Here is a 17,797-nt window from a genome sequence, read left to right as displayed (position 1 = left end):
AATCTCATACCCTCCAAGTCAGGCCGAAGGGAGCTGACCTGATGAGGTGGACCTGGGTGCGCGCGGCGGTGGCCTTGGTGGTCGCCGCGGCGAGTGTCGCGATCGTCCCGACGAGTCCAACGAGCGCCGCCGCAGCCCAGGCGGCACCCGCCGCGGCCGGCCGGTCCGCGATCTACGGTGGGGGACCGTTCTACCAGGACGGACAGGGGGTCATGGACACCCTCCGCTCATCGGGTTTCACCACGGTCATCCTGTGGAGCATCCACGTCCATGACAACGGGGACCTCTACTACAACGACCATCTCGTGGTCTCCGGAGGCCGATACGTCGGCGACGCCGGATGGCCGGCGCGATTGCGGACGCTGAAGCAGGCGCCGACGTCGGTCGACCGCATCGAGGTCTCGGTCGGCGCTTGGGGCACGCCGGACTGGGAAGCCATCGACAAGCTGATCACGCGCGACGGCACCGGCAGCGGGACGGTGCTGTACCGCAACTTCCTGGCGCTGAAGAACGCCACCGGCGCGGACGCGATCAACAACGACGACGAAGCGCACTACGACGTCGACTCCACCGTCACCTTCGCGCGGATGGCGAACGCCATGGGCTACCGGAACTTCACCCTCGCGCCGTACACCGCGGTCTCGTACTGGCAGGGCGTGAAGAACGGGCTCGGCGGCCTGGTCGATCGCGTGTACCTGCAGGCGTACGCGGGCGGGAGCGGCAACGACCCGGCGACGTGGTCACGGTCGCTCGGCATGCCGGTGGATCCGGGACTGTGGAGCAAGAACGGCTCCGGCTGCACCTCGGGGGACTCGCCCGCGCGGGTGGAGAGCCGGATGCGGGCATGGAAGTCGTCCGCGGGGATTCCCGGCGGCTTCATGTGGCTGTACGACGACATGAAGAAGTGCTCGGCGCAGGGCAAGGCCGCCGACTACGCACGGGCGATCAACACCGCCACCACCAGCTGAACCCTTGCCGCGCCAGTGGGTCCCGGGCGACGCCTCATCTGCGTCGCCCGGGACTCTGTAACGCTCTTCGCCGTTCCGCCGAATACAGCCGGGTTCGATGGCGGAGGCGGAGGAATCGTGGCGCGTGTCCTGCTCCTGATGGCGGCCGCCGTGTTCTTCTTCGGAGCGGCCGCCTGCGCGATGCCGGAGCCGCCCGCACGTCCCGCGGTCACGATCACCACGAGCGTCGGGCCTGCCACGACCGGCGCGCCGAGCACGGACGTGACCACGACGGTCGTCACCACCTCGGTCACCGCCGCGCCGGCGACGAGCACGGTGCCTGCCAAGATCAAGGTTCCCTCCAAGACCAAGTCGGACCGGCGCGCGGCGGCCTGCCGCAAGGATGCGAGCCAGTGCTACGAGCCGGGGACGAACACCCAGTGCCGGACCGGCGGCTGCGTCAACGCCGCCCGCGGGATGACTCAGCGCGACGTCGAGAGACAGCGAGACCGGTGGCTGCGCGAGCATCCGGGTCGGTGTCCCGCGGGCGAGACCGGAGCCGTGGCACCCTGTTGACCGAGAGGCACCGCCGACCACTCCATTCGGGTGGTAACGGTTCGGCATTCGATGTATCTGAGCTACTCCCCATTGACACCTTTCTACGATCGCGGCGACTGGGTGGAGGTATGCGGTGACGGTGGAGGGCGCGGGTCAGGACTACCTGACGCGGCAGATCGGGGCACTGCTCGAAGCGATTCGCGAGGAGGGGCCGGTCGGCGAGGGCAGACGCAGTTTCCGGCTCGCCGGGCATCTCGCCGCGGAGGGCGGGTTCCATCTCGGCGACATCCTCGCCGCGACGGCGCAACTGCTGGCGGTCCACGCTTGGAACAACGGTTACCTCGGCGCGGCGGAACTGCTGACGCGCCGCATGCGGGACTTCGGTGCCGAGTCGGCGGAGCTGGTGCGGCACCTGGTGAGGCTGGAGACCGGGAGCGAGCAGGGATGGCTGCCGCAGGAAGACCGGGAAGCCCTCATCGAGTACGCGCGGCGGACGCAGCGTCCGGACATCGAGCAGCGGGCGCAGGCGATCGCGCCGCTGCTGCCCGACGTCAGCGATCCCGAGCGTCCGGATCGGATGGCCAGTGAGTCGTGAGATGGTGCTCGGGATCCGCGAGGATGCCACGGATCACCGAGCCGGCCGCACCGCGTACGGCGGCTCCCGTACCGAGCGCCGATCGGATGACCCGCACCGGCGACCAAGCGGTGCTCGGTACGCGGCGTTCCAATTCGGCGAGGAGTGGCTCACGGAGCCAAGGCTCAAGCCTCGCGTAGGTTCCGCCTAGCACCACGGCGGGGACGTCCATCAGATTGACCACGGTGGACAGTCCGACGCCGAGGTGCCCGGCCGCCGTGGTGACCGCCGAAAGTGCCGCGCCGTTCTTCGATTCCAGCGCGGAGATCAGGTCGTCCACCGTGTCGGCGCCCGCGAGCCGCAGGATCTCCTCCTGTCCGGCCATCCGTTCCAGGCAGCCGTTCGCGCCGCAGGAACACCGCGGACCGTCGGGCGCCACCGGCAGGTGGCCGATCTCGCCGCCCGCGCCGCGGACGCCCTCGAACAGGGCGCGGTCGAGCACGATCCCGGCGCCGATCCCGATCTCCCCGGACACGTGGACGAAATCCGCCAACGCCGAGCCGTGCCAGAGTTCGGCGAGCGCGGCGAAGTTGGCTTCGTTGGCGACGGTGAACGTCTCGCCGAGCCTCTCGGCGAGGTCGACGTCACGCCAGCCCAGGTTGGGGGCGAGCCGAACGAGGCCGGATTCGACCAGGCCCGGAACCGCGATACCGACACCGCCGACGGGCACTCCCAGCGTGTCCGCCTGCTTCCGCGCCTTGCGCAGGAACGCCGAGACCCGCTGGAAAACGCGCGGCGTCCGGTTGTCGGCGTACCGGACCTCCTCGGCCCGGACGGTGCCGGTCAGATCGACAAGGCAGGACGCCAGGTAGTCGACGCCGATCTCGATGCCGAGCCCGTGCGGGCCGGTGGGGGACAGGGAGACGACGGTGCCGCGCCGTCCGGGGCCCGCGCGCCGTTCCGGCTCGCCTTCGGCCACGAGATCCGCCGCGATCAGCCGGTCGACCACGATCGACACGGTGGCCTTCGTGAGTCCGGTGGCGGCGGCGAGGCCCGCCCGTGACGTGCCCGGGCCGTCCGCGATCGCGCGGAGGACGAGGGCGGCGTTGTGCTGCCGCACGGTGTGCTGTCCTGCCGGGCGCGTGCCGATCATCGCGCGATTATATTCGTTCGATGCCTGAACGAAAGCCTTGACCCGCCGGGGTGGGCGTCGATAAGTTCAGGCATCAAACTAATAGGTGGAGGCGAGATGGTTCAGGCACCGACGCGCGAGGACAAGTTCAGCTTCGGGCTGTGGACCGTGGGCTGGCAGGCGAACGACATGTTCGGTCCGGCGAGCCGGGGCCCGCTCGACGCGGTCGAGGCCGTGCACCGGCTCTCGGACCTCGGAGCCTGGGGGATCACCTTCCACGACGACGACCTCATCCCGTTCGGCTCGGCCGACGCGGAACGCGAGCGGCATCTGAAGCGCTTCCGGGGCGCGCTCGCCGAAACCGGGCTCGTCGTCCCGATGGTGACCACGAACCTGTTCAGTCACCCCGTTTTCAAGGACGGCGGCCTGACCAGCAACGACCGCGACGTCCGCCGCTACGCGCTGCGGAAGGTGCTCCGGAACCTCGACCTCGCCGCCGAACTCGGCGCGTCGACGTTCGTACTGTGGGGCGGTCGCGAAGGCAGCGAGACCGACGCCGCGAAGGACGTCCGCGCGGCGATGGACCGCTACCGAGAGGGCATCGACTTCCTCGCCCAGTACGTCATCGACCAGGGCTACGGCCTTCGGCTCGCGCTCGAACCCAAGCCGAACGAACCGCGTGGCGACATCCTGCTGCCGACCGTCGGGCACGCGCTCGCGTTCATCTCCACGCTGGACAACCACGAGATCGTCGGCGTGAACCCGGAGGTCGGGCACGAGCAGATGGCCGGGCTCAACATCGTCCACGGCATCGGGCAGGCCCTGTGGCAGGGCAAGCTGTTCCACATCGATCTCAACGGCCAGCGCGGCCCGCGGTTCGACCAGGACCTCGTGTTCGGCCACGGCGATGTGCTGTCGTCGTTCTTCCTGGTCGACCTGCTGGAGCACGGTGGTTACGACGGGCCGCGCCACTTCGACTACAAGCCGCTGCGCACGGAGAACATGGACGGCGTCTGGGCCAGTGCCGAGGCCAATATGGCCGGCTATCTGCTGTTCGCCGAACGCTCCCGCGCCTTCCGCGCCGATCCCGAGGTGCGGGCAGCCCTGGAAGCCGCCCTCGTCCCGGAACTGGCGACGCCGACGCTCAACGAGGGCGAGACGGCGGCCGATCTGCTGGCGGACCGGTCGGCGTTCGAGGACTTCGATCCGGACAAGGCGGCGGAACGCGGCTACGGCTTCATCCGGCTTTCCCAGCTGGCCCTCGAACACCTCACCGGGGCGCGCTAGAGCCGGTCGGCGTCGATGACGGCCTTGGCGAACTCCTCCGGCGCCTCCTGCGGCACGTTGTGGCCGATCCCGTTCAGGACGCGGTGCTCGTACTTGCCGGAGAACTTCGACCGGTAGGCCTTGCCGTCGGTGTTCGGGCCGTCGAAGTCGCTGCCGATCGTGATGGTGGGCACCGAAACCGCCGGGCCCTGCGCGAGCTTCTGTTCGAGGGCGTCGAGTTTCGGGTCACCTTCGGCGAGGCTGAGCCGCCAGCGGTAGTTGTGGATCACGATGGCCACGTGGTCCGGGTTGTCGAAACAGGCCGCCGAGCGGTCGTAGGTCGCGTCGTCGAAGGTCCACTTCGGCGACGCGATCTTCCAGATCAGCTTGTTGAAGTCGTGACGGTTCTTCGTGTAGCCGAGGATGCCGCGCTCGGTGGCGAAGTAATATTGATACCACCAACCTAGCTCCGCGGTCGGGGAGAGCGGCTCCTTGTTCGTCTCCCGGTTGGTGACCAGGTAGCCGCTCACCGAGACGAGCGCCTTGCATCGCTCGGGCCACAGTGCGGCGATGATCACGGCGGTGCGGGCGCCCCAGTCGAAGCCGCCGAAGACGGCCTTCTCGATCTTGAGGGCGTCCAGCAGTGCGACGACATCGGCGGCGATCGCGGACTGCTGGCCGTTGCGGAAGGTGTCCTTCGACAGGAACCGCGTCGGCCCGTAGCCCCGCAGGAACGGCACGATCACCCGGTACCCGGCCGCGACCAGGCGCGGGGTGACATCGACGTAGCTGTGGATGTCGTAGGGCCAGCCGTGCAGGAGGACCACCACCGGGCCGTCGGCGGGGCCGGCTTCGGCGTACCCGATGCTCAGTTCGCCGGCGTCGATCTGCTTGAGCGGGCCGAACGAGGTGTTCCCGCCGGTCGTGACGGGAGCCGCCGCCGGTGCCGCCGCGGGCTGGGCCGAACAGCCCGCCACGCCGGCTCCCGCCGTCACGGCGACGATGGCCTGCGCGAACCTTCTCCTGCTGAGCATCCTGATCCCTCCCGCGAAACACCTGGTACGGGATGAAATTACGGAGGCGGTGCGGGCCGCGGCGACCGTCGGACGACGTCACCGCTGTACGTCAAGCGACGTCCGGTTCGACTTCGAGGAAGGCCGCTTCCAGCCGGTGGATCCGGCCCCAGAACTCGGCCTCCCGGCCGGACTCGAGCACGCCGAGGTATCCGCCGGGGACGACGCGGCCCACGAACGGGCCGGACGTCCACACCCGCCAGCCGCCCGTGGCGTCGTCGCCCGAAGCGGAGGCGGGATCGTCGGTGCCGCGCATCGCCGCGATCGGGCACGAGAGCCGGGTCCTGGTGGGTCCGCGATAGGCGTTCAGCAACTGGAGGTCGCCCACCAGCAGGTCCAGGGCGTACTCCCAGCTTTCGGGCGAGTCGCGATAGCCCGCGACAGGGGTGAGCCCAGTGCGGCCGAACACCCGTCCCACGGCCGACGCCCCCGCCTTGGCGTTCTTGTCCGGTGAGCGCCGCTGCGGGGCGCACGCGTCCACGACGATCAGCGCGCCCGGGGAGACGCCCAGCCGCTGAGCCGTTTCCAATGCGACGAAGGCGCCCATTCCGAAACCGATTGTCACGGCGCGGGAGAACCAGTCCACCGGCATCGCATCGGCCAAGAACGTGGCGAGTTCTTCGATCGAGGACGCCGGTGCCTGCGCGAGCTGTTCGCCGTGTCCGGGATATTCGGCGCCCCAGACGTCCGAGCCTGCTGCGACGGCGAGCGGTCCGAACGCTTGAAGTGTCCCGCCGGCGGGCGGAAGCAGCAGGTAGCCGCGGCCATGACCGTCCGATGTGGACAGTTTGGTGAGTGCGGCCGTCATGATCCGAAAGATACGCGCGGTTAACCCGAATGGTGTAACGGTTTGGCTTCGACCAAGATCAACTCACCCGGCGGGGTGAGCCTTTCGGCGAAATGCCGCTCGGCCGTGTCGTATCTGGCGTTCCCCGTTCGACGTCCTGATAAGAGCCGGAGGGAGAAAGCGATGAACACCACGACACTGGCCTCGACCACGCGGCTGCACCCGGTGAGCCGTACCCTGCCGGTTCTGCTGGCGATGGAGGACGACGCGGAAGACGTCGGCCGCCTGTCCCCGGACGACAGGCTGACCTGCCACATGCACGGCCGCTGGATCCACCAGTGCGTCGCCTCGCCGCTGCACGTCAACCCGATCACCCGGCACCGCTGGTGCCGTTCCTGCGCGGCCGCGCTGACCGTTTCCGTCGACGAACTGTCCGGCACCGTCACGATGTCCTGTCCCCGGTGCGGTCACGGCGAAAGCGCCGCCTCGGCCCGGCTGATCGTCGCGTGCCGGGCCAGCTTGGCCGCCGCGCGCGCCCAAGCGGCCGCTCGCGCCGCCTAAGCGACCCACTCGATGACGCGGTCGATGATCAGATCGCGATCCTCCGGGCGGAGATAGAGGTAATGCCCTGCGTCCGGCAGGATTTCGACGTCGGCATGGGGGAGCAGGCTCCTCAGTCGTACCGCGGCGGCGGCCGAATCGTGCACGGCGCTCCGTCCGCCGAACAGGGCGAGTGTGGGCACTTCAAGGGATCGCAGCGCCTCCTCGCTCGGGCACACCTGGAACGGCACCCGTGCGCGATACGACCGGATTCCGGCGAGGATCAGCCGCGCGGCGGGCTGGTCGAGAATGTCCTCACCGGCGGACCACGTCACGAAACGCCGCCACAGGCGGTCGCTGTCGAGCACGGACGCGGGCAGGCCGTACCAGAACACCTTCCTGGCGAACGGTGCCGAAACGGTTGTCGCGTCCAGCAACCCGATGGACGCGAGCCTGCCCGGGAAGTGGATCGCCTGGTTGACCGTGTGCCAGCCGCCCGTCGAACCACCCACGAGATGCAGCGAGGACAGACCCAGGCTCTCGAAGACGTCGTCGAGAGCGCTCGCACGGTCGCGAATGTCCTTGAACGGCGCCCTTTGCACACTGCCGCCCGCCTCGCCGAGAGTGTCGATCGCGTAGACCGTGTGGCGCTCGGCCAAGGCGGGAAGCAGCGGCGCGTAACAGGCGGAAGTCGCCATGAGCCCCGGAAGCAGGGCGATCGGCGGTCCGTCGCCGTAGCGGTAGACCCGTGTGGTGCCGTGGCGTGTCTCGACGTTGAAGACAGCGCCCGGCTCCGGGCATTCGGCCATCGCGCGGTCGTAGGCGGCGAAGTACCGCTTCTCGGCCGCCGAATCTTTGAAACCCCCGATTTTCTTCATGGGGAGAACGCTAGGCAGAGCCGCGTATCCGGTCTTGAACGAAAGTAAGATGGCGGGATGGACGGGTGGGGGCTCGTGGTGCCGCTGAGGGAGATCGTGCGCGCCCCCGGCGAGCGGGTTCTCCGGTTCCCTCATCCCGGCCTCGCCGCCCATGTGTCGAGCTACGTCGCGCACGACCTCCCCGACGCGGGTCCGAACTCCTGGCAGGTCACGCCGTTGTCCGTGCTCACCTGGGTGATCGACTTCGAAGCCCCGGTCCGGCGCCCCGAGGGGGACGGCGAGATCCCGGATTCGCCCGTGCTGGGGTTGCGGGACCGGCCGCTGCGTGTCGGGCAGGCCGGGGCGTCTCGCGGGATCGTCGTCAGCCTCACCCCGCTAGGCTCGTTCGCGTTGTTCGGGATCCCGTTGCGGGAACTGACGAATTCGACGATCGCGGCGTCCGACCTGCTGCCTGCCGGAGAGCTGACCGAACGGCTCGCGGAGGCGGCGGACTGGCCGGCGCGGTTCGGGCTGCTCGACGAGTACCTGGCGGCGAGGGTGGCTCGCGGTCCGGGACTCGCGGCACCTGTCCGATACGTGTGGGACCGGCTGGCGGCGGGCCCGGTCCGCATCGGCGACCTCGCGGACGAGATCGGTTGGAGCCGCCAGCATCTCAACGCCCGGTTCCGCGAACAGATCGGACTGAATCCGAGCACGGTCGGGCGGATCACCCGGCTCAATCGCGTACTGGCACTGCTGAACCGGGCGTCGTCCCTTTCGTGGGCGGAGGTGGCGCACCTGGGCGGCTACAGCGACCAGGCGCACCTCGTCCGCGAATTCCGGGCGTTGACCGGATACAGCCCGACCGAGGCCGGGCAACCGGCCGGACTATTTGTTGCGCCAGGTCACGGAGCGTGAATCGGCGCTTTCGTAAGGCTGTGATGTGTAGGCCAGGGACGTGATCGGGTCCGACGCGACCCCGAAGTGCAGTTGGCAGGATTCGAAGACCGCTCCCTTGACCGAGAAGTCCTTCGGCGCGAAGTTCTGGTCCTCGCAGCCGGCGACGTCGGCTTTCCCCATGCCGAGGAGAGAGCCCGGCCAGCCGCCGCTCCTGGTCTTGGCGGTCAAGGTCGGCACGGTCACTTCGGCGAGATTCGTGCCGTCGATGTTCGTCAGCTTTTCGTGGACGAAGAAAAAGTTCTTGCCACGCAGTTTTGCTTTGTCCTCTTCTTTGAGCGGCAGGCCGTCGACATCGGCGTCGGGCGCCTTGACCGATTCGACGGTGACCGTGAGCCCGACGACGCCCTTCGCGTAGCGGCTGTAGAACGGGACGATCGCTTGCTCGCCGAACTTCAGCTTCGTACCCGGTTTGACCGCGTCGCCGGAGACCTCCAGCGTGGGCGTAGTGGTCAGATACGGCATCTCAGTCGTCGTCGGCGTGCTGGCCGACGTCTCCTCGGACGTCGTCGCGGCGGCGCTCCTCGCCTGGCCGATGTTCGACGGCGAAGTGCAGCCGACCAGCGTGGCGCCGAGCATCGCGGCGATGACGGCATGACGAACTCTCGGACGTGTGGGCACGACCGATCTCCCCTCGAAAGTGAAAGTGCGTGGATTTCCCCCGGTGAGCACTCTAGACAACGAGCGTTCACTCGATCGGCGGAGGTAGGTTGCGGACATGACCCAGGTTTCGACGCCTGCAGAGGCGGCCACGAGGATCACCGGACGAGCCGTCGCCGAGCAGAGGGGTCTCTCGGGCGCGGTGACCGAAGTCGTACTGGACAGTGGCGACACGGTGGTCGTCAAACGGGGCCACGCCCCGAACGCGACGCCAGCGGAGGCGGCGGGACTGCGCTGGCTGGGCGAGGCAGGTGCCGTGCGGGTGCCCGAGATTCGCGGACACGATGACGAATGGATGGTCACGGAACTGGTCGGCGGCGGGCGGCCGACGCATCACGCGGCGGAGCGGCTGGGGAGAGGGCTCGCCGCGTTACACGCGGCCGGAGCGCCCGCGTTCGGCGCGGCGCCGCCGGAGGGGCCCGTCGACGCGTGGATCGGTCTCGCCCCGATGGAGAACACGCCGGGGGATGACTGGCCGCGGTGGTACGCCGAGCACCGGGTCCTGCCTTATGTGCGGCGCGCTGTCGACGAGGGCACGCTGGACGGTGACGAAGCCGCTGTCCTCGAACACGCTTGCTTGAGGCTTCCCGAGGTGGCCGAACCTCCCGCCCGGCTGCACGGAGATCTGTGGAACGGCAACGTGCTGTGGGGAGCCGTCGAGGCGTCGCTCATCGACCCGGCCGCGCACGGCGGCCATCGCGAGACCGATCTGGCCATGCTGCAGTTGTTCGGCTGCCCGCTGCTCGACCGGGTTCTGGCCGCTTATCAGGAAGTCGCTCCGCTCGCGGACGGCTGGACCGACCGGATCGGGGCACATCAGCTGTTCCCCCTTCTCGTGCACACTGTCCTTTTCGGACGGTCCTATGCCGGGCAGGCTGTCGCGGCCGCGAGGGCTGTCGGCCGGTAGTTCACCTCGCGAGGCGATCGAGCCATTCGGCGAGCATCGCGCGTTCGGCCGGGGTCAATGAGGCATCAGGCTCCTTCTCCAGTGCGGCCTTGAGCGCGATCGCACGGCTGGGGATGTCCGAAGACTCGTCCGCCTGGCCCGCGCTGTCGATGGTGATGGTCGTGATCACGTGTTCGCGCGCGGTGGCGATCAGATCCGGATCACGGTGCTCCGGCGGGCTCGCGATGAGGGAGAGGATCACGCCCATCCCGGTCGCGTGCACCAGTTGCGCGGCCTGCTCGACCGGGACACGCAGGCGGCCGGCCTCGGCGATGCGTTCGACGATCCGGCGGAGAATCGCGTCCGCCTCCTGCCGCGCTTCGCGGACTCGGGGCTCGCCGTACATGAGCATGTAGAAGGCAGGCTGGGACAGGCCGAACTCGACATGCAGGTCCCAGCCTCGCCGGAGATCGCCCACCGGGTCTTTGGTCTCGCCGAGGCCGTGCTTCTCGCATAGGTAACTCTGAAAGCCATACGTGGCGACGGCGTCGAGCAGGCCGTCCTTGTCGCCGAAGGTCCGGTAGAGCGTCGGCGCCTGCACTCCGGCGGCGGCGCTGACCGCACGTGTCGACAACGCGTCGCGCCCGCCGTCCCGCAGGAGCTCCGCCGCCGCACGGACCATCCGGTCTTTCGTCGTCAACGTCATTTAGCGACGATAACACGATCGCGGTAGCGCTGGTTCGGTATCGGTGATACCTTGGTGACGTTATCAGCGGAAACACCTGATGGGAGCACATCATGACACGCGTAGCGATCGTCACCGGCGGCTCGCGGGGCATAGGCAGGGAGTCCGCCGAAAGGCTCGCGTCCGACGGGTTCGCGGTCGTCGTCGTTTACGGCGGCAACAAGGACGAGGCGCAGGCGGCGGTCGAGGCGATCACCGCCGAGGGCGGTCAGGCGGTCGCGGTCCAGGCCGACGTCGCCGACGAGCACGCCGTCGCGGCCGTGTTCGACACCGCGGAGAAGGCCTTCGGCGGGGTCGACGTCGTGGTCCACGCCGCCGGGACCATGTACCTCGCTCCGGTGGCCGAGCTGGATCTCGACCGGCTGGACCGGTTGCACCGCACCAACATCCGCGGCACCTTCGTGGTCGATCAGCAGGCCGCCCGCCGCGTTCGCGACGGTGGCGCGATCATCAACTTCTCCACCTCGGTGCTCGGTCTCGCCCTGCCGGGATATGCCGCCTATGCCGCGACGAAAGGCGCGGTCGAGGCGATCACCCTGGTCCTCGCCCGTGAACTGCGCGGCCGCGACATCACCGTGAACGCGGTCGCCCCCGGCCCGACGGCCACGGCCCTGTTCCTCGACGGCAAGGACGAGGAAACCATCGCGAGCATGGCGGCCCAGCCGCCGCTCGAACGGCTCGGCACCCCGTCCGACATCGCCGAGGTCGTCTCGTTCCTCGCCGGTCCCGCCCGGTGGGTCAACGGGCAGGTCCTCCGCGCGAACGGCGGCATCGTCTGAGTTTTCTTCGTCCGGGTAGGGATTCTCGTCCTGGAGGCGCTCGCTACGGCCTCCCGTTTCGTGGCGGCCAGTCGTCGCGCTGGATCGCCTGACGCCCCCGTTCCCGGACCTGGTGGAACGTCGACTGGGCCTGCTGGGAAAGCTGCTGGACCGGTGGCGCCTGCCAGACCTGCCGGGCGAACGTCGCACCGCCGTCGAGGGCACGCTGCTGGAACTCGCGCGCCTGCCGCAATTGTTCCGTCCAGGTCTTGGGGACCACGACCGACCCGGCCCGCCGGTCGTGCCAGCAGGTCTTGCCGTCCGGCGACATCCGCAGGAGGCCGCATTCGACGGCGGAGAAGATCAGGAGCGCGACGCCTGCCAGCATGAGCAGCGCGCTCAGCTGGAGGATCGCCGCGATGAGCAGCACCCAGCCGAGGCCGGGGACGAGGACGGCGATGGCGGTGCGGGCGCAGATCTGGCCGAAGTTCAGCCGCTCGCCGTCGGTGCGGCGCACTGTCAGTGAGAAGGCCGCCTTGCCCAGGGTGTGTCCCCAAGCCCGGACGAGGAGCACCTCGTACACCGTGATCAACAGGACCTGGACAGCCAATGTCAGCGCGATCAGCAGGACGACGGTGCTCCACAGCTCGGCCACCTCGTCGTCGGCGGCGTCGCCGAGAGCGCCCCAGCCGCCGAACGCGGCTTTGAAGAGTCCTTTGCCCGCCAAGGCGAAGCCGTGCTGCCCGGCCTCGACCTGGATCCGTTCGGCGGTCAGGAACCAGAGCGGTGAGGTGACCAGCCAGGGGACGAGCCAGTCGATCCATCGGGCGCCCCAGCGGCGGGCCGACGTCGGATGCGGCGGGAGTGGGCCGACGGGCGGCTGGATCATCGTCCCACCGCCAGCCGGGCTTGCCTGTCCCACAACGGGTTCTTGACCGCGTCCCACCACATCGACGCGGCGAGCAGGCCGGCCGCGATCTCCAGCGGTTCGAACTTGAAGACGAGGTTCACGCCGTCGATTTCAGCGACGGACTCGACCAGACACGCCACACCCGCGATGGCTGCGGACCAGTGGCTGCGGAGGAGGAGGGCCAGTAGCCCGATGATCACGACGATGGTGGCGTCGACGACGAGCATGGCCAAGGTGGCCATGACGATCTTGACCAGGAGGACACGGAGCATGGCGAGCTGGTTCCGTTCCTCGTCCGGGAGCTTGCGCCGTGAATCCCCTGGAGGCCGGGTGAGCTGGAACCGTTCGTCGAACTTGTCCAGCATCGCCGGATAGGCGGCACCCCAGGCCAGGAAGACGAGGAAGCCGACCAGGACCAGGCCGGTGTGACCGGTCTCGGCCGCCTTGTACTTCCCGAGGAAGAATGTGGGCACCAGCGCGGCGAGCCCGGCGATCACCAGCAAAGCGGACGAGACCCTGCCCAGGCCATGGAACCTGGCCCTCAGAAGCAGGATCAGCGGGGGCGCGATGACCAGCGCACCGTAGACCAGACCCGTACTGAGGAACCAGAAGGCGAGGATCGCTGTCGTCAGCCAGAAGACGGGATACAGGAGCCAGCGGCCGAAGCGATCGATCACCTCCGGGACGCCCTCGTCGATCAGTTTGTGCAGCCAGTCGGCCATGACCCGCCCTCTCGTGCAAATATTGCATATTGCATGGACGCTAGCGAGCTGCGTCCGGTAGTGCAAGAGTTGCATTGTGTAGTTTTTGCTTCGATGGGAGTCTGCGTGGCAGGGGCGTCTGACGCGGTGGAAGACCGCCGCCGGTTCGGTGGCGAACTCCGGCATCTCCGGGAACAAGCGGGCAGAACGCTCGACGAAGCGGCCGCGCGCCTGGAGTGCTCGGCCGCCAAGATCAGCCGCATCGAGACCGGACAGGTCGCCGTCCGGCCGCTGGACCTGCGCGAACTGCTGGACTTCTACGCGGTGACCGGCGCCCGCCGGGCGGCGATGCTCACGGTGTCGCGGCAGCGGGGCAAACGGCCGGATCTCGAAGGCGTCATCTACGACGGCTACAACCTCTACCTCGGTTACGAGGAAGAGGCCGGTGATATCCACGAGTACCAGCCGCAGTGGATACCCGGCTTGCTGCAGACGCGGGAGTACGCGCACGCGCTGTCCCTCGCCGCCGGCTCGACGCCCGAGGTCGCCGAGCGCCGGGTCGCACTGCGAATGGACCGCCAGGCATTGCTTCGCCGGGAGAATCCGCCGCGGCTGTCGGTCGTCGTCGACGAAATCGTGCTCCGCCGTCCAGCGCCCGAGCCGGGCCTGATGGCCGCGCAAATGCGGCACCTGGCCGACGCGGCGGGGAGCCCGCACGTCACCGTGCGGGTCCTGCCGTCGTCCGCGGGGATGCATCCCGCCCAGGCGGGCGGATTCATCATCTTGGGCTTCCCTCGTCCCGAGGATCCGCGGGTCGTCTACACCGACGACCTGACGGAGGGGCGGCTCACCCAGGAACCCGGTCGCGTGGCGCAGTACGTCACCGCGTTCGAACGGGTCGAGGCGCTGGCGCTGACGCCTTCGGAATCGGTGGATTTGATTCACGACGTGGCGGAGTCACCTGCCTGATCGTCCGTCGTCCCGGAACAATGGCGGACGAAAGCCGACCAGTTCCCGGGACTGACGACGAAGGCGGGGCCCGGGTCCTTGGCGTCCCGGACGCCGACCCCTGTTTCCAGGAAAGCGACTTCCACACAGGTCGGGCCGCCTCCGCAACGGCTGCTCTTGAACCACGCCGCGCCGGTGAGATCGTGTGTCACAGGTGTTCCTTCCTCATTTGTTTCGCAGGATGAGGAAAGATCGTGGAATGTCCCTTCGTCGCGACGTCGGGGGAATTTGTCGCGACACCGCACGCCGTGTCCACCAGTGCAAACGTGGCCGCGGACATCTGTCGTAGGCGGTGTCGCTAACCTACGTCTGCACGGTCGAAGAGCGCTGAGGGACAGGGGAGCGCTATGGAAGCCCGAAGCGGTGACACCGGTGACATCACCGGTGTCGAAGAGCTCGGCGCACTGATCAAACGGCTCCGGGACGAACGGCGTCTCACTCAGGACAACGTCGCGGGCCGCGCGGCGAAACACGGGCTCAGGATCAGGCGTGAACGAATTTCGGAAATCGAGAACTGCAAGCGTGAACCGCCGACGCAAGGCGAGTTGCGTGCCATTCTTCTCGGCTTGGGCCAATCCGAAGAAACGGTGAAAGGGCTGCAGGGCGTCCTCGCCAGGACGGCCGCGCGGCCGTCCGAAGGCGGCGTCGTGGAACTCGCCTTCGGTGATCCCGTGCGGCAGGCTCCCTCGGCACCTCGCCGGTTCGGTTTCGGCCACCGGCTCTTGCTGCTGCTGTCCGGTGCGGTGGCGGGTGTGCTGATCGCGACCGGTGTCGCCGGCGTGTGGCCGTGGACGATCCTCACCTACGAGCCGGACCTGCAGGTGAACGTCGGGCGGCCGAGCCCCGCCGACGCTCCCGGCTCCTGCCCCCGGCGGACCACGGACGTCCGCGATCACCGCGACGACACCGCCGGGTCGATCTGGTACCGCGAATGCGCGGACTACCTGGAGATCTGGGTGACCGACCACATGAAGGACGGCCGGTGCGTCTGGGCGATCGTGCACTGGAGCAACGGTGTCGTGGACGCCTCGAACCGGGCCTGCCCGGCGGGCAAGATGGAGTTCTCGAAGATCGCCAAGTACGCGCCGGACTTCTGGATGGAACTGGTCGCGAGGGAGACGCCCTAGCGGCCGGGGTTCGCGGTCAAACGACGTCCAGCCGTGGCGCGGCGGACGCGGACTGGGCCGCGTGGGCGATGGAGTTGGCGTCGTCGAGGTTGTTGACCCGAACGGTGAACGCCGGAACGGCCCGCTTGGTGTACTTCGTGGTGTAGACCGAAAAGGTCTTCGTGGCCGGGGAGTAGAAGATGTGCTTGGTCTGGTTCCAGTCGACTTCGAGGAACTGGCGGCGCAGGACTCCGACGAAGAGGAAGAGCAGACGGCGGTTCGTGCAGGCGAGTACGCCCAGGCCTTCGCCTTGCGCGCCGGTGAGCGCGAGTAGCTGCTCTTCGGGCCGGAGGTAACCGGGGAGGAGATTGACCTCCTTCATCGAGCCCGCCAGCATTCCGCGAACGTTCCGCAGGGCCGCCGCGATGTCCGGGCGTACCGCGGGAGCGGGCCTGGGCGCCTGTCGCACGGGCTCCGGCGCTGACGGCGTGGCCACGGGGCACGCGGCGGTGTAGAAGGTCCAGCGATGTCCGTCCCAGTACCGAAGCAGGGAGTCGTCCAACGGATCGGGGAGCCACGACGGGGGACGGGAAGGCGCTTGGGGGAACGTGGGGTGACTCATGTCAGATCGCCGTCCGAAGACAGATCACCGGCGTCGGTGTTCGACGCGACGGCCGACGGGCGCCCGGTGCTCGCTGGATCGGCATCGCGGCGGGACGCTCGCCATTCGACGGCGTCCGCGGTGTCCTTGTATTCGAGGATGTGGTCGTCACCGAGCTCGGTGAGCAGCTCCTTCACCCGCCCGGGCGTGGCGTGGAAGAACTCCCGGCGCGGATTCACCCTGTTGACGCGGTCGGTGGCCAGCTGCTGGTGCAGGGCGGTCTCGAGGGCGACCGCGTCTTCGGAGAAGAAGAGGCCGTGGACGTCGAACCGGAACGGCACGGACGCGTCGCCGAGTTCCCGGACCCGGTCCATCGGTTCGAGACGGCGGGTCATCCCGATCTTCACCACGTCGGGGCCGAACGCGCCCAGGTTCGAGATGACGTAGACGTAGCCGGCGCGGACGTTGGCCGCCCGTCGCTCGACACCGGCGATGGCGTCGTCGACGGCGGCCAGCTGGTCCTTCGCCCGCGCCCAGCCTTCGGTGTCGCCCTTCGCCTCGCGTTCGACCTCGAGCTTCATCAGGTAGTCGGCGGTCAGGTCGATCTCTCGCAGCCTGAGCCGGTGGTACTCGCCCGAGATGGCGATGCGCATCAGGGTGCCGAACTTGCCGATCGTGTCCCGCGTGGTCGTCAGCCGGTTTTTGACGGATTCCACCGTATGCGGTTTGACCACGCGGACCGCGTTGTCGGCTTCGGCGTTGTACGCCCGGATCATCAACTTGGCCATGTCACGACCCAGCTTCTGGCCCTCTTTGACGGATCCGTTGACCGCCCAGTCGACCTGGCAGGTCACGGCGTCGGCTTTCGCCGCGGCCTTGATCTTCAGCCGCAGTTCACTGAGCGCGTCCTTGCAGGCCAGCGCGTCCTCGAGCGGATGCACGTACTCGTAGATGCCCATCTGCTGCAGCAACGCGAGTTCACGGGTCTCGACGAGCTGAGCACGCCAGGACTCCAGCTCGGCCGCCAGTTGCCTCTGCGAGGAAGATTGCGCCGAATGCTCCGCCTTGGCCTGCTCGACAGCCGCTTTCACGTGGCGGAGGTCGGTTTCGAGCGCGGGGGTTCCGGCTCCGCGAAGGTGCCCGACCCAGCCTCTCAGCTCCGCGATCGTCGCGTGGGCCACCGCCAGTTGTTGCTGAAGGCCGACGAGTTCCGCGCTCTGATTGTTGCCGAACAACGCCACTGTGGTTCCTCCCCGGTGGCACTGGCCAAGATCATGGGTTCCAGTGCTACTTCCGAATCTTGGAGAGGGCACGCAGTGTTACTTCGGTTCACTCGACCGGACTGACGGAGACGGGCGGACCCGGCAAAGAATGACGAGCCCGCCCGCTGATCCTGTACGGACCGACGATCAGACGACGGTGCCTTCGGAGTCGTCGTCGGAGTCGGTTTCCTCGATCTTCCACTTCAGCTGGAACTCGACCTCTTCCTCGCCGTCGCCGCGCTCGTGCTCGATCGAGAACTGCGCGCGGGCGGGGACACGGAAGCGTTCCCCGGCGATCTGGATGCGGAACGAGGTCTCGGACTCGAGAGCGTCGGCGAGGCGGCGCAGTTTCGCGACGACGTCGGCGGTGGAGTAGACGCGTTCGACGTCTCGGGGCGCGGTTCCGGTCACGGTTTCCTCCAGGGTCCGACACCCCGGCAGGGTGTCCGTGACGTCATTCAATCGCGTG

General features: G+C 68.4%; 22 protein-coding genes. 10 read left to right on the top strand and 12 right to left on the bottom strand.

Features of this window, described 5'->3' with window-relative positions:
* Positions 1-41 precede the first annotated feature (41 nt).
* The 3 genes from ACFOSH_RS24150 (at position 42) to ACFOSH_RS24140 (ending at position 2,100) form a co-directional block, all read left to right on the top strand.
* Positions 42-968 carry a lysyl endopeptidase gene (locus ACFOSH_RS24150; RefSeq protein WP_378241318.1) on the top strand — a complete coding sequence of 309 codons (927 nt, stop codon included), beginning with the start codon at positions 42-44 and terminating at the stop codon, positions 966-968.
* 117 nt (positions 969-1,085) lie between these two features.
* The gene (locus ACFOSH_RS24145; protein ID WP_378241317.1) at positions 1,086-1,523 is read left to right on the top strand and encodes a hypothetical protein; all 438 of its coding nucleotides are present in this window, start codon (positions 1,086-1,088) and stop codon (positions 1,521-1,523) included.
* 115 nt (positions 1,524-1,638) lie between these two features.
* On the top strand, positions 1,639-2,100 hold the full coding sequence (locus ACFOSH_RS24140; RefSeq protein ID WP_378241316.1) for a hypothetical protein: 462 nt from the start codon (positions 1,639-1,641) through the stop codon (positions 2,098-2,100).
* Here ACFOSH_RS24140 and ACFOSH_RS24135 read toward each other — a convergent pair.
* Entirely contained in the window at positions 2,057-3,232 is a 1,176-nt protein-coding gene (locus ACFOSH_RS24135; RefSeq protein ID WP_378241315.1) for an ROK family transcriptional regulator, read from the bottom strand. The two genes, ACFOSH_RS24140 and ACFOSH_RS24135, sit on opposite strands and share 44 nt — an antisense overlap.
* A 96-nt stretch (positions 3,233-3,328) precedes the next feature.
* On the opposite strand from ACFOSH_RS24135, the gene xylA reads away from it, so the two are divergent.
* Entirely contained in the window at positions 3,329-4,498 is a 1,170-nt protein-coding gene (gene xylA / locus ACFOSH_RS24130) for a xylose isomerase (protein WP_378241314.1), read from the top strand.
* Here the strand turns inward: xylA and ACFOSH_RS24125 are convergent.
* Both ACFOSH_RS24125 and ACFOSH_RS24120 read right to left on the bottom strand, forming a co-directional pair.
* Positions 4,495-5,511, bottom strand: coding sequence for an alpha/beta fold hydrolase (locus ACFOSH_RS24125; RefSeq protein ID WP_378241313.1), 1,017 nt, complete (start codon positions 5,509-5,511; stop codon positions 4,495-4,497). The genes xylA and ACFOSH_RS24125 overlap by 4 nt on opposite strands.
* Positions 5,512-5,602: 91 nt before the next feature.
* Entirely contained in the window at positions 5,603-6,358 is a 756-nt protein-coding gene (locus ACFOSH_RS24120; RefSeq protein ID WP_378241312.1) for a thioesterase II family protein, read from the bottom strand.
* Between the two features lie 162 nt (positions 6,359-6,520).
* On the opposite strand from ACFOSH_RS24120, the gene ACFOSH_RS24115 reads away from it, so the two are divergent.
* Positions 6,521-6,898 carry a hypothetical protein gene (locus tag ACFOSH_RS24115; RefSeq protein WP_378241311.1) on the top strand — a complete coding sequence of 126 codons (378 nt, stop codon included), beginning with the start codon at positions 6,521-6,523 and terminating at the stop codon, positions 6,896-6,898.
* Here the strand turns inward: ACFOSH_RS24115 and ACFOSH_RS24110 are convergent.
* On the bottom strand, positions 6,895-7,755 hold the full coding sequence (locus ACFOSH_RS24110; protein WP_378241310.1) for an alpha/beta fold hydrolase: 861 nt from the start codon (positions 7,753-7,755) through the stop codon (positions 6,895-6,897). The genes ACFOSH_RS24115 and ACFOSH_RS24110 overlap by 4 nt on opposite strands.
* A 57-nt stretch (positions 7,756-7,812) precedes the next feature.
* Between ACFOSH_RS24110 and ACFOSH_RS24105 the strand changes: the two genes are divergently transcribed.
* Complete coding sequence (locus tag ACFOSH_RS24105; RefSeq protein WP_378241309.1) at positions 7,813-8,652, top strand: helix-turn-helix domain-containing protein; 840 nt, start codon at positions 7,813-7,815, stop codon at positions 8,650-8,652.
* Here the strand turns inward: ACFOSH_RS24105 and ACFOSH_RS24100 are convergent.
* Positions 8,623-9,312, bottom strand: coding sequence for a hypothetical protein (locus ACFOSH_RS24100; RefSeq protein ID WP_378241308.1), 690 nt, complete (start codon positions 9,310-9,312; stop codon positions 8,623-8,625). The genes ACFOSH_RS24105 and ACFOSH_RS24100 overlap by 30 nt on opposite strands.
* 97 nt (positions 9,313-9,409) lie before the next feature.
* Here ACFOSH_RS24100 and ACFOSH_RS24095 point away from each other — a divergent pair, with 97 nt between their 5' ends.
* Positions 9,410-10,258, top strand: a complete 849-nt coding sequence (locus tag ACFOSH_RS24095) for a fructosamine kinase family protein (RefSeq protein WP_378241307.1) — start codon at positions 9,410-9,412, stop codon at positions 10,256-10,258.
* A 1-nt stretch (position 10,259) separates the two neighbouring features.
* Here the strand turns inward: ACFOSH_RS24095 and ACFOSH_RS24090 are convergent, their stop codons facing one another.
* Positions 10,260-10,943 carry a TetR/AcrR family transcriptional regulator gene (locus ACFOSH_RS24090; protein ID WP_378241306.1) on the bottom strand — a complete coding sequence of 228 codons (684 nt, stop codon included), beginning with the start codon at positions 10,941-10,943 and terminating at the stop codon, positions 10,260-10,262.
* A gap of 92 nt (positions 10,944-11,035) precedes the next feature.
* On the opposite strand from ACFOSH_RS24090, the gene ACFOSH_RS24085 reads away from it, so the two are divergent.
* Positions 11,036-11,761 (top strand): SDR family oxidoreductase, encoded by a 726-nt coding sequence (locus tag ACFOSH_RS24085; protein ID WP_378241305.1) that lies wholly within the window; start codon positions 11,036-11,038, stop codon positions 11,759-11,761.
* Between the two features lie 43 nt (positions 11,762-11,804).
* On the opposite strand, the gene ACFOSH_RS24080 is transcribed toward ACFOSH_RS24085, so the two are convergent.
* Together ACFOSH_RS24080 and ACFOSH_RS24075 are read right to left on the bottom strand one after the other, a co-directional pair.
* Positions 11,805-12,629 (bottom strand): RDD family protein, encoded by an 825-nt coding sequence (locus ACFOSH_RS24080; RefSeq protein ID WP_378241304.1) that lies wholly within the window; start codon positions 12,627-12,629, stop codon positions 11,805-11,807.
* Positions 12,626-13,372 (bottom strand): hypothetical protein, encoded by a 747-nt coding sequence (locus ACFOSH_RS24075; protein WP_378241303.1) that lies wholly within the window; start codon positions 13,370-13,372, stop codon positions 12,626-12,628. The genes ACFOSH_RS24080 and ACFOSH_RS24075 overlap by 4 nt, the downstream gene beginning before the upstream one ends.
* A 105-nt stretch (positions 13,373-13,477) precedes the next feature.
* Here ACFOSH_RS24075 and ACFOSH_RS24070 point away from each other — a divergent pair, with 105 nt between their 5' ends.
* Entirely contained in the window at positions 13,478-14,320 is an 843-nt protein-coding gene (locus tag ACFOSH_RS24070; protein ID WP_378241302.1) for a helix-turn-helix domain-containing protein, read from the top strand.
* Here the strand turns inward: ACFOSH_RS24070 and ACFOSH_RS24065 are convergent.
* Positions 14,293-14,511 (bottom strand): DUF397 domain-containing protein, encoded by a 219-nt coding sequence (locus ACFOSH_RS24065; protein ID WP_378241301.1) that lies wholly within the window; start codon positions 14,509-14,511, stop codon positions 14,293-14,295. The genes ACFOSH_RS24070 and ACFOSH_RS24065 overlap by 28 nt on opposite strands.
* A gap of 195 nt (positions 14,512-14,706) precedes the next feature.
* Here ACFOSH_RS24065 and ACFOSH_RS24060 point away from each other — a divergent pair, with 195 nt between their 5' ends.
* Positions 14,707-15,486: a helix-turn-helix domain-containing protein gene (locus tag ACFOSH_RS24060; RefSeq protein WP_378241300.1), complete on the top strand. Its 780-nt coding sequence runs from the start codon at positions 14,707-14,709 to the stop codon at positions 15,484-15,486.
* 16 nt (positions 15,487-15,502) lie between these two features.
* Here the strand turns inward: ACFOSH_RS24060 and ACFOSH_RS24055 are convergent, their stop codons facing one another.
* The 3 genes from ACFOSH_RS24055 to ACFOSH_RS24045 form a co-directional block, all read right to left on the bottom strand.
* Positions 15,503-16,087 (bottom strand): DUF2510 domain-containing protein, encoded by a 585-nt coding sequence (locus ACFOSH_RS24055; protein ID WP_378241299.1) that lies wholly within the window; start codon positions 16,085-16,087, stop codon positions 15,503-15,505.
* The gene (locus ACFOSH_RS24050) at positions 16,084-17,307 is read right to left on the bottom strand and encodes a DUF4041 domain-containing protein (RefSeq protein WP_378241298.1); all 1,224 of its coding nucleotides are present in this window, start codon (positions 17,305-17,307) and stop codon (positions 16,084-16,086) included. The genes ACFOSH_RS24055 and ACFOSH_RS24050 overlap by 4 nt, the downstream gene beginning before the upstream one ends.
* Before the next feature lie 168 nt (positions 17,308-17,475).
* Positions 17,476-17,739: an amphi-Trp domain-containing protein gene (locus ACFOSH_RS24045; protein WP_125677397.1), complete on the bottom strand. Its 264-nt coding sequence runs from the start codon at positions 17,737-17,739 to the stop codon at positions 17,476-17,478.
* Positions 17,740-17,797: the final 58 nt, after the last annotated feature.

Source organism: Amycolatopsis speibonae, from assembly GCF_042647925.1.
GTDB lineage: Bacteria > Actinomycetota > Actinomycetes > Mycobacteriales > Pseudonocardiaceae > Amycolatopsis > Amycolatopsis speibonae.
The sequence above is the reverse complement of the archived record's forward strand: the minus strand, read 5'-3'. Positions and strand labels throughout refer to the sequence as shown.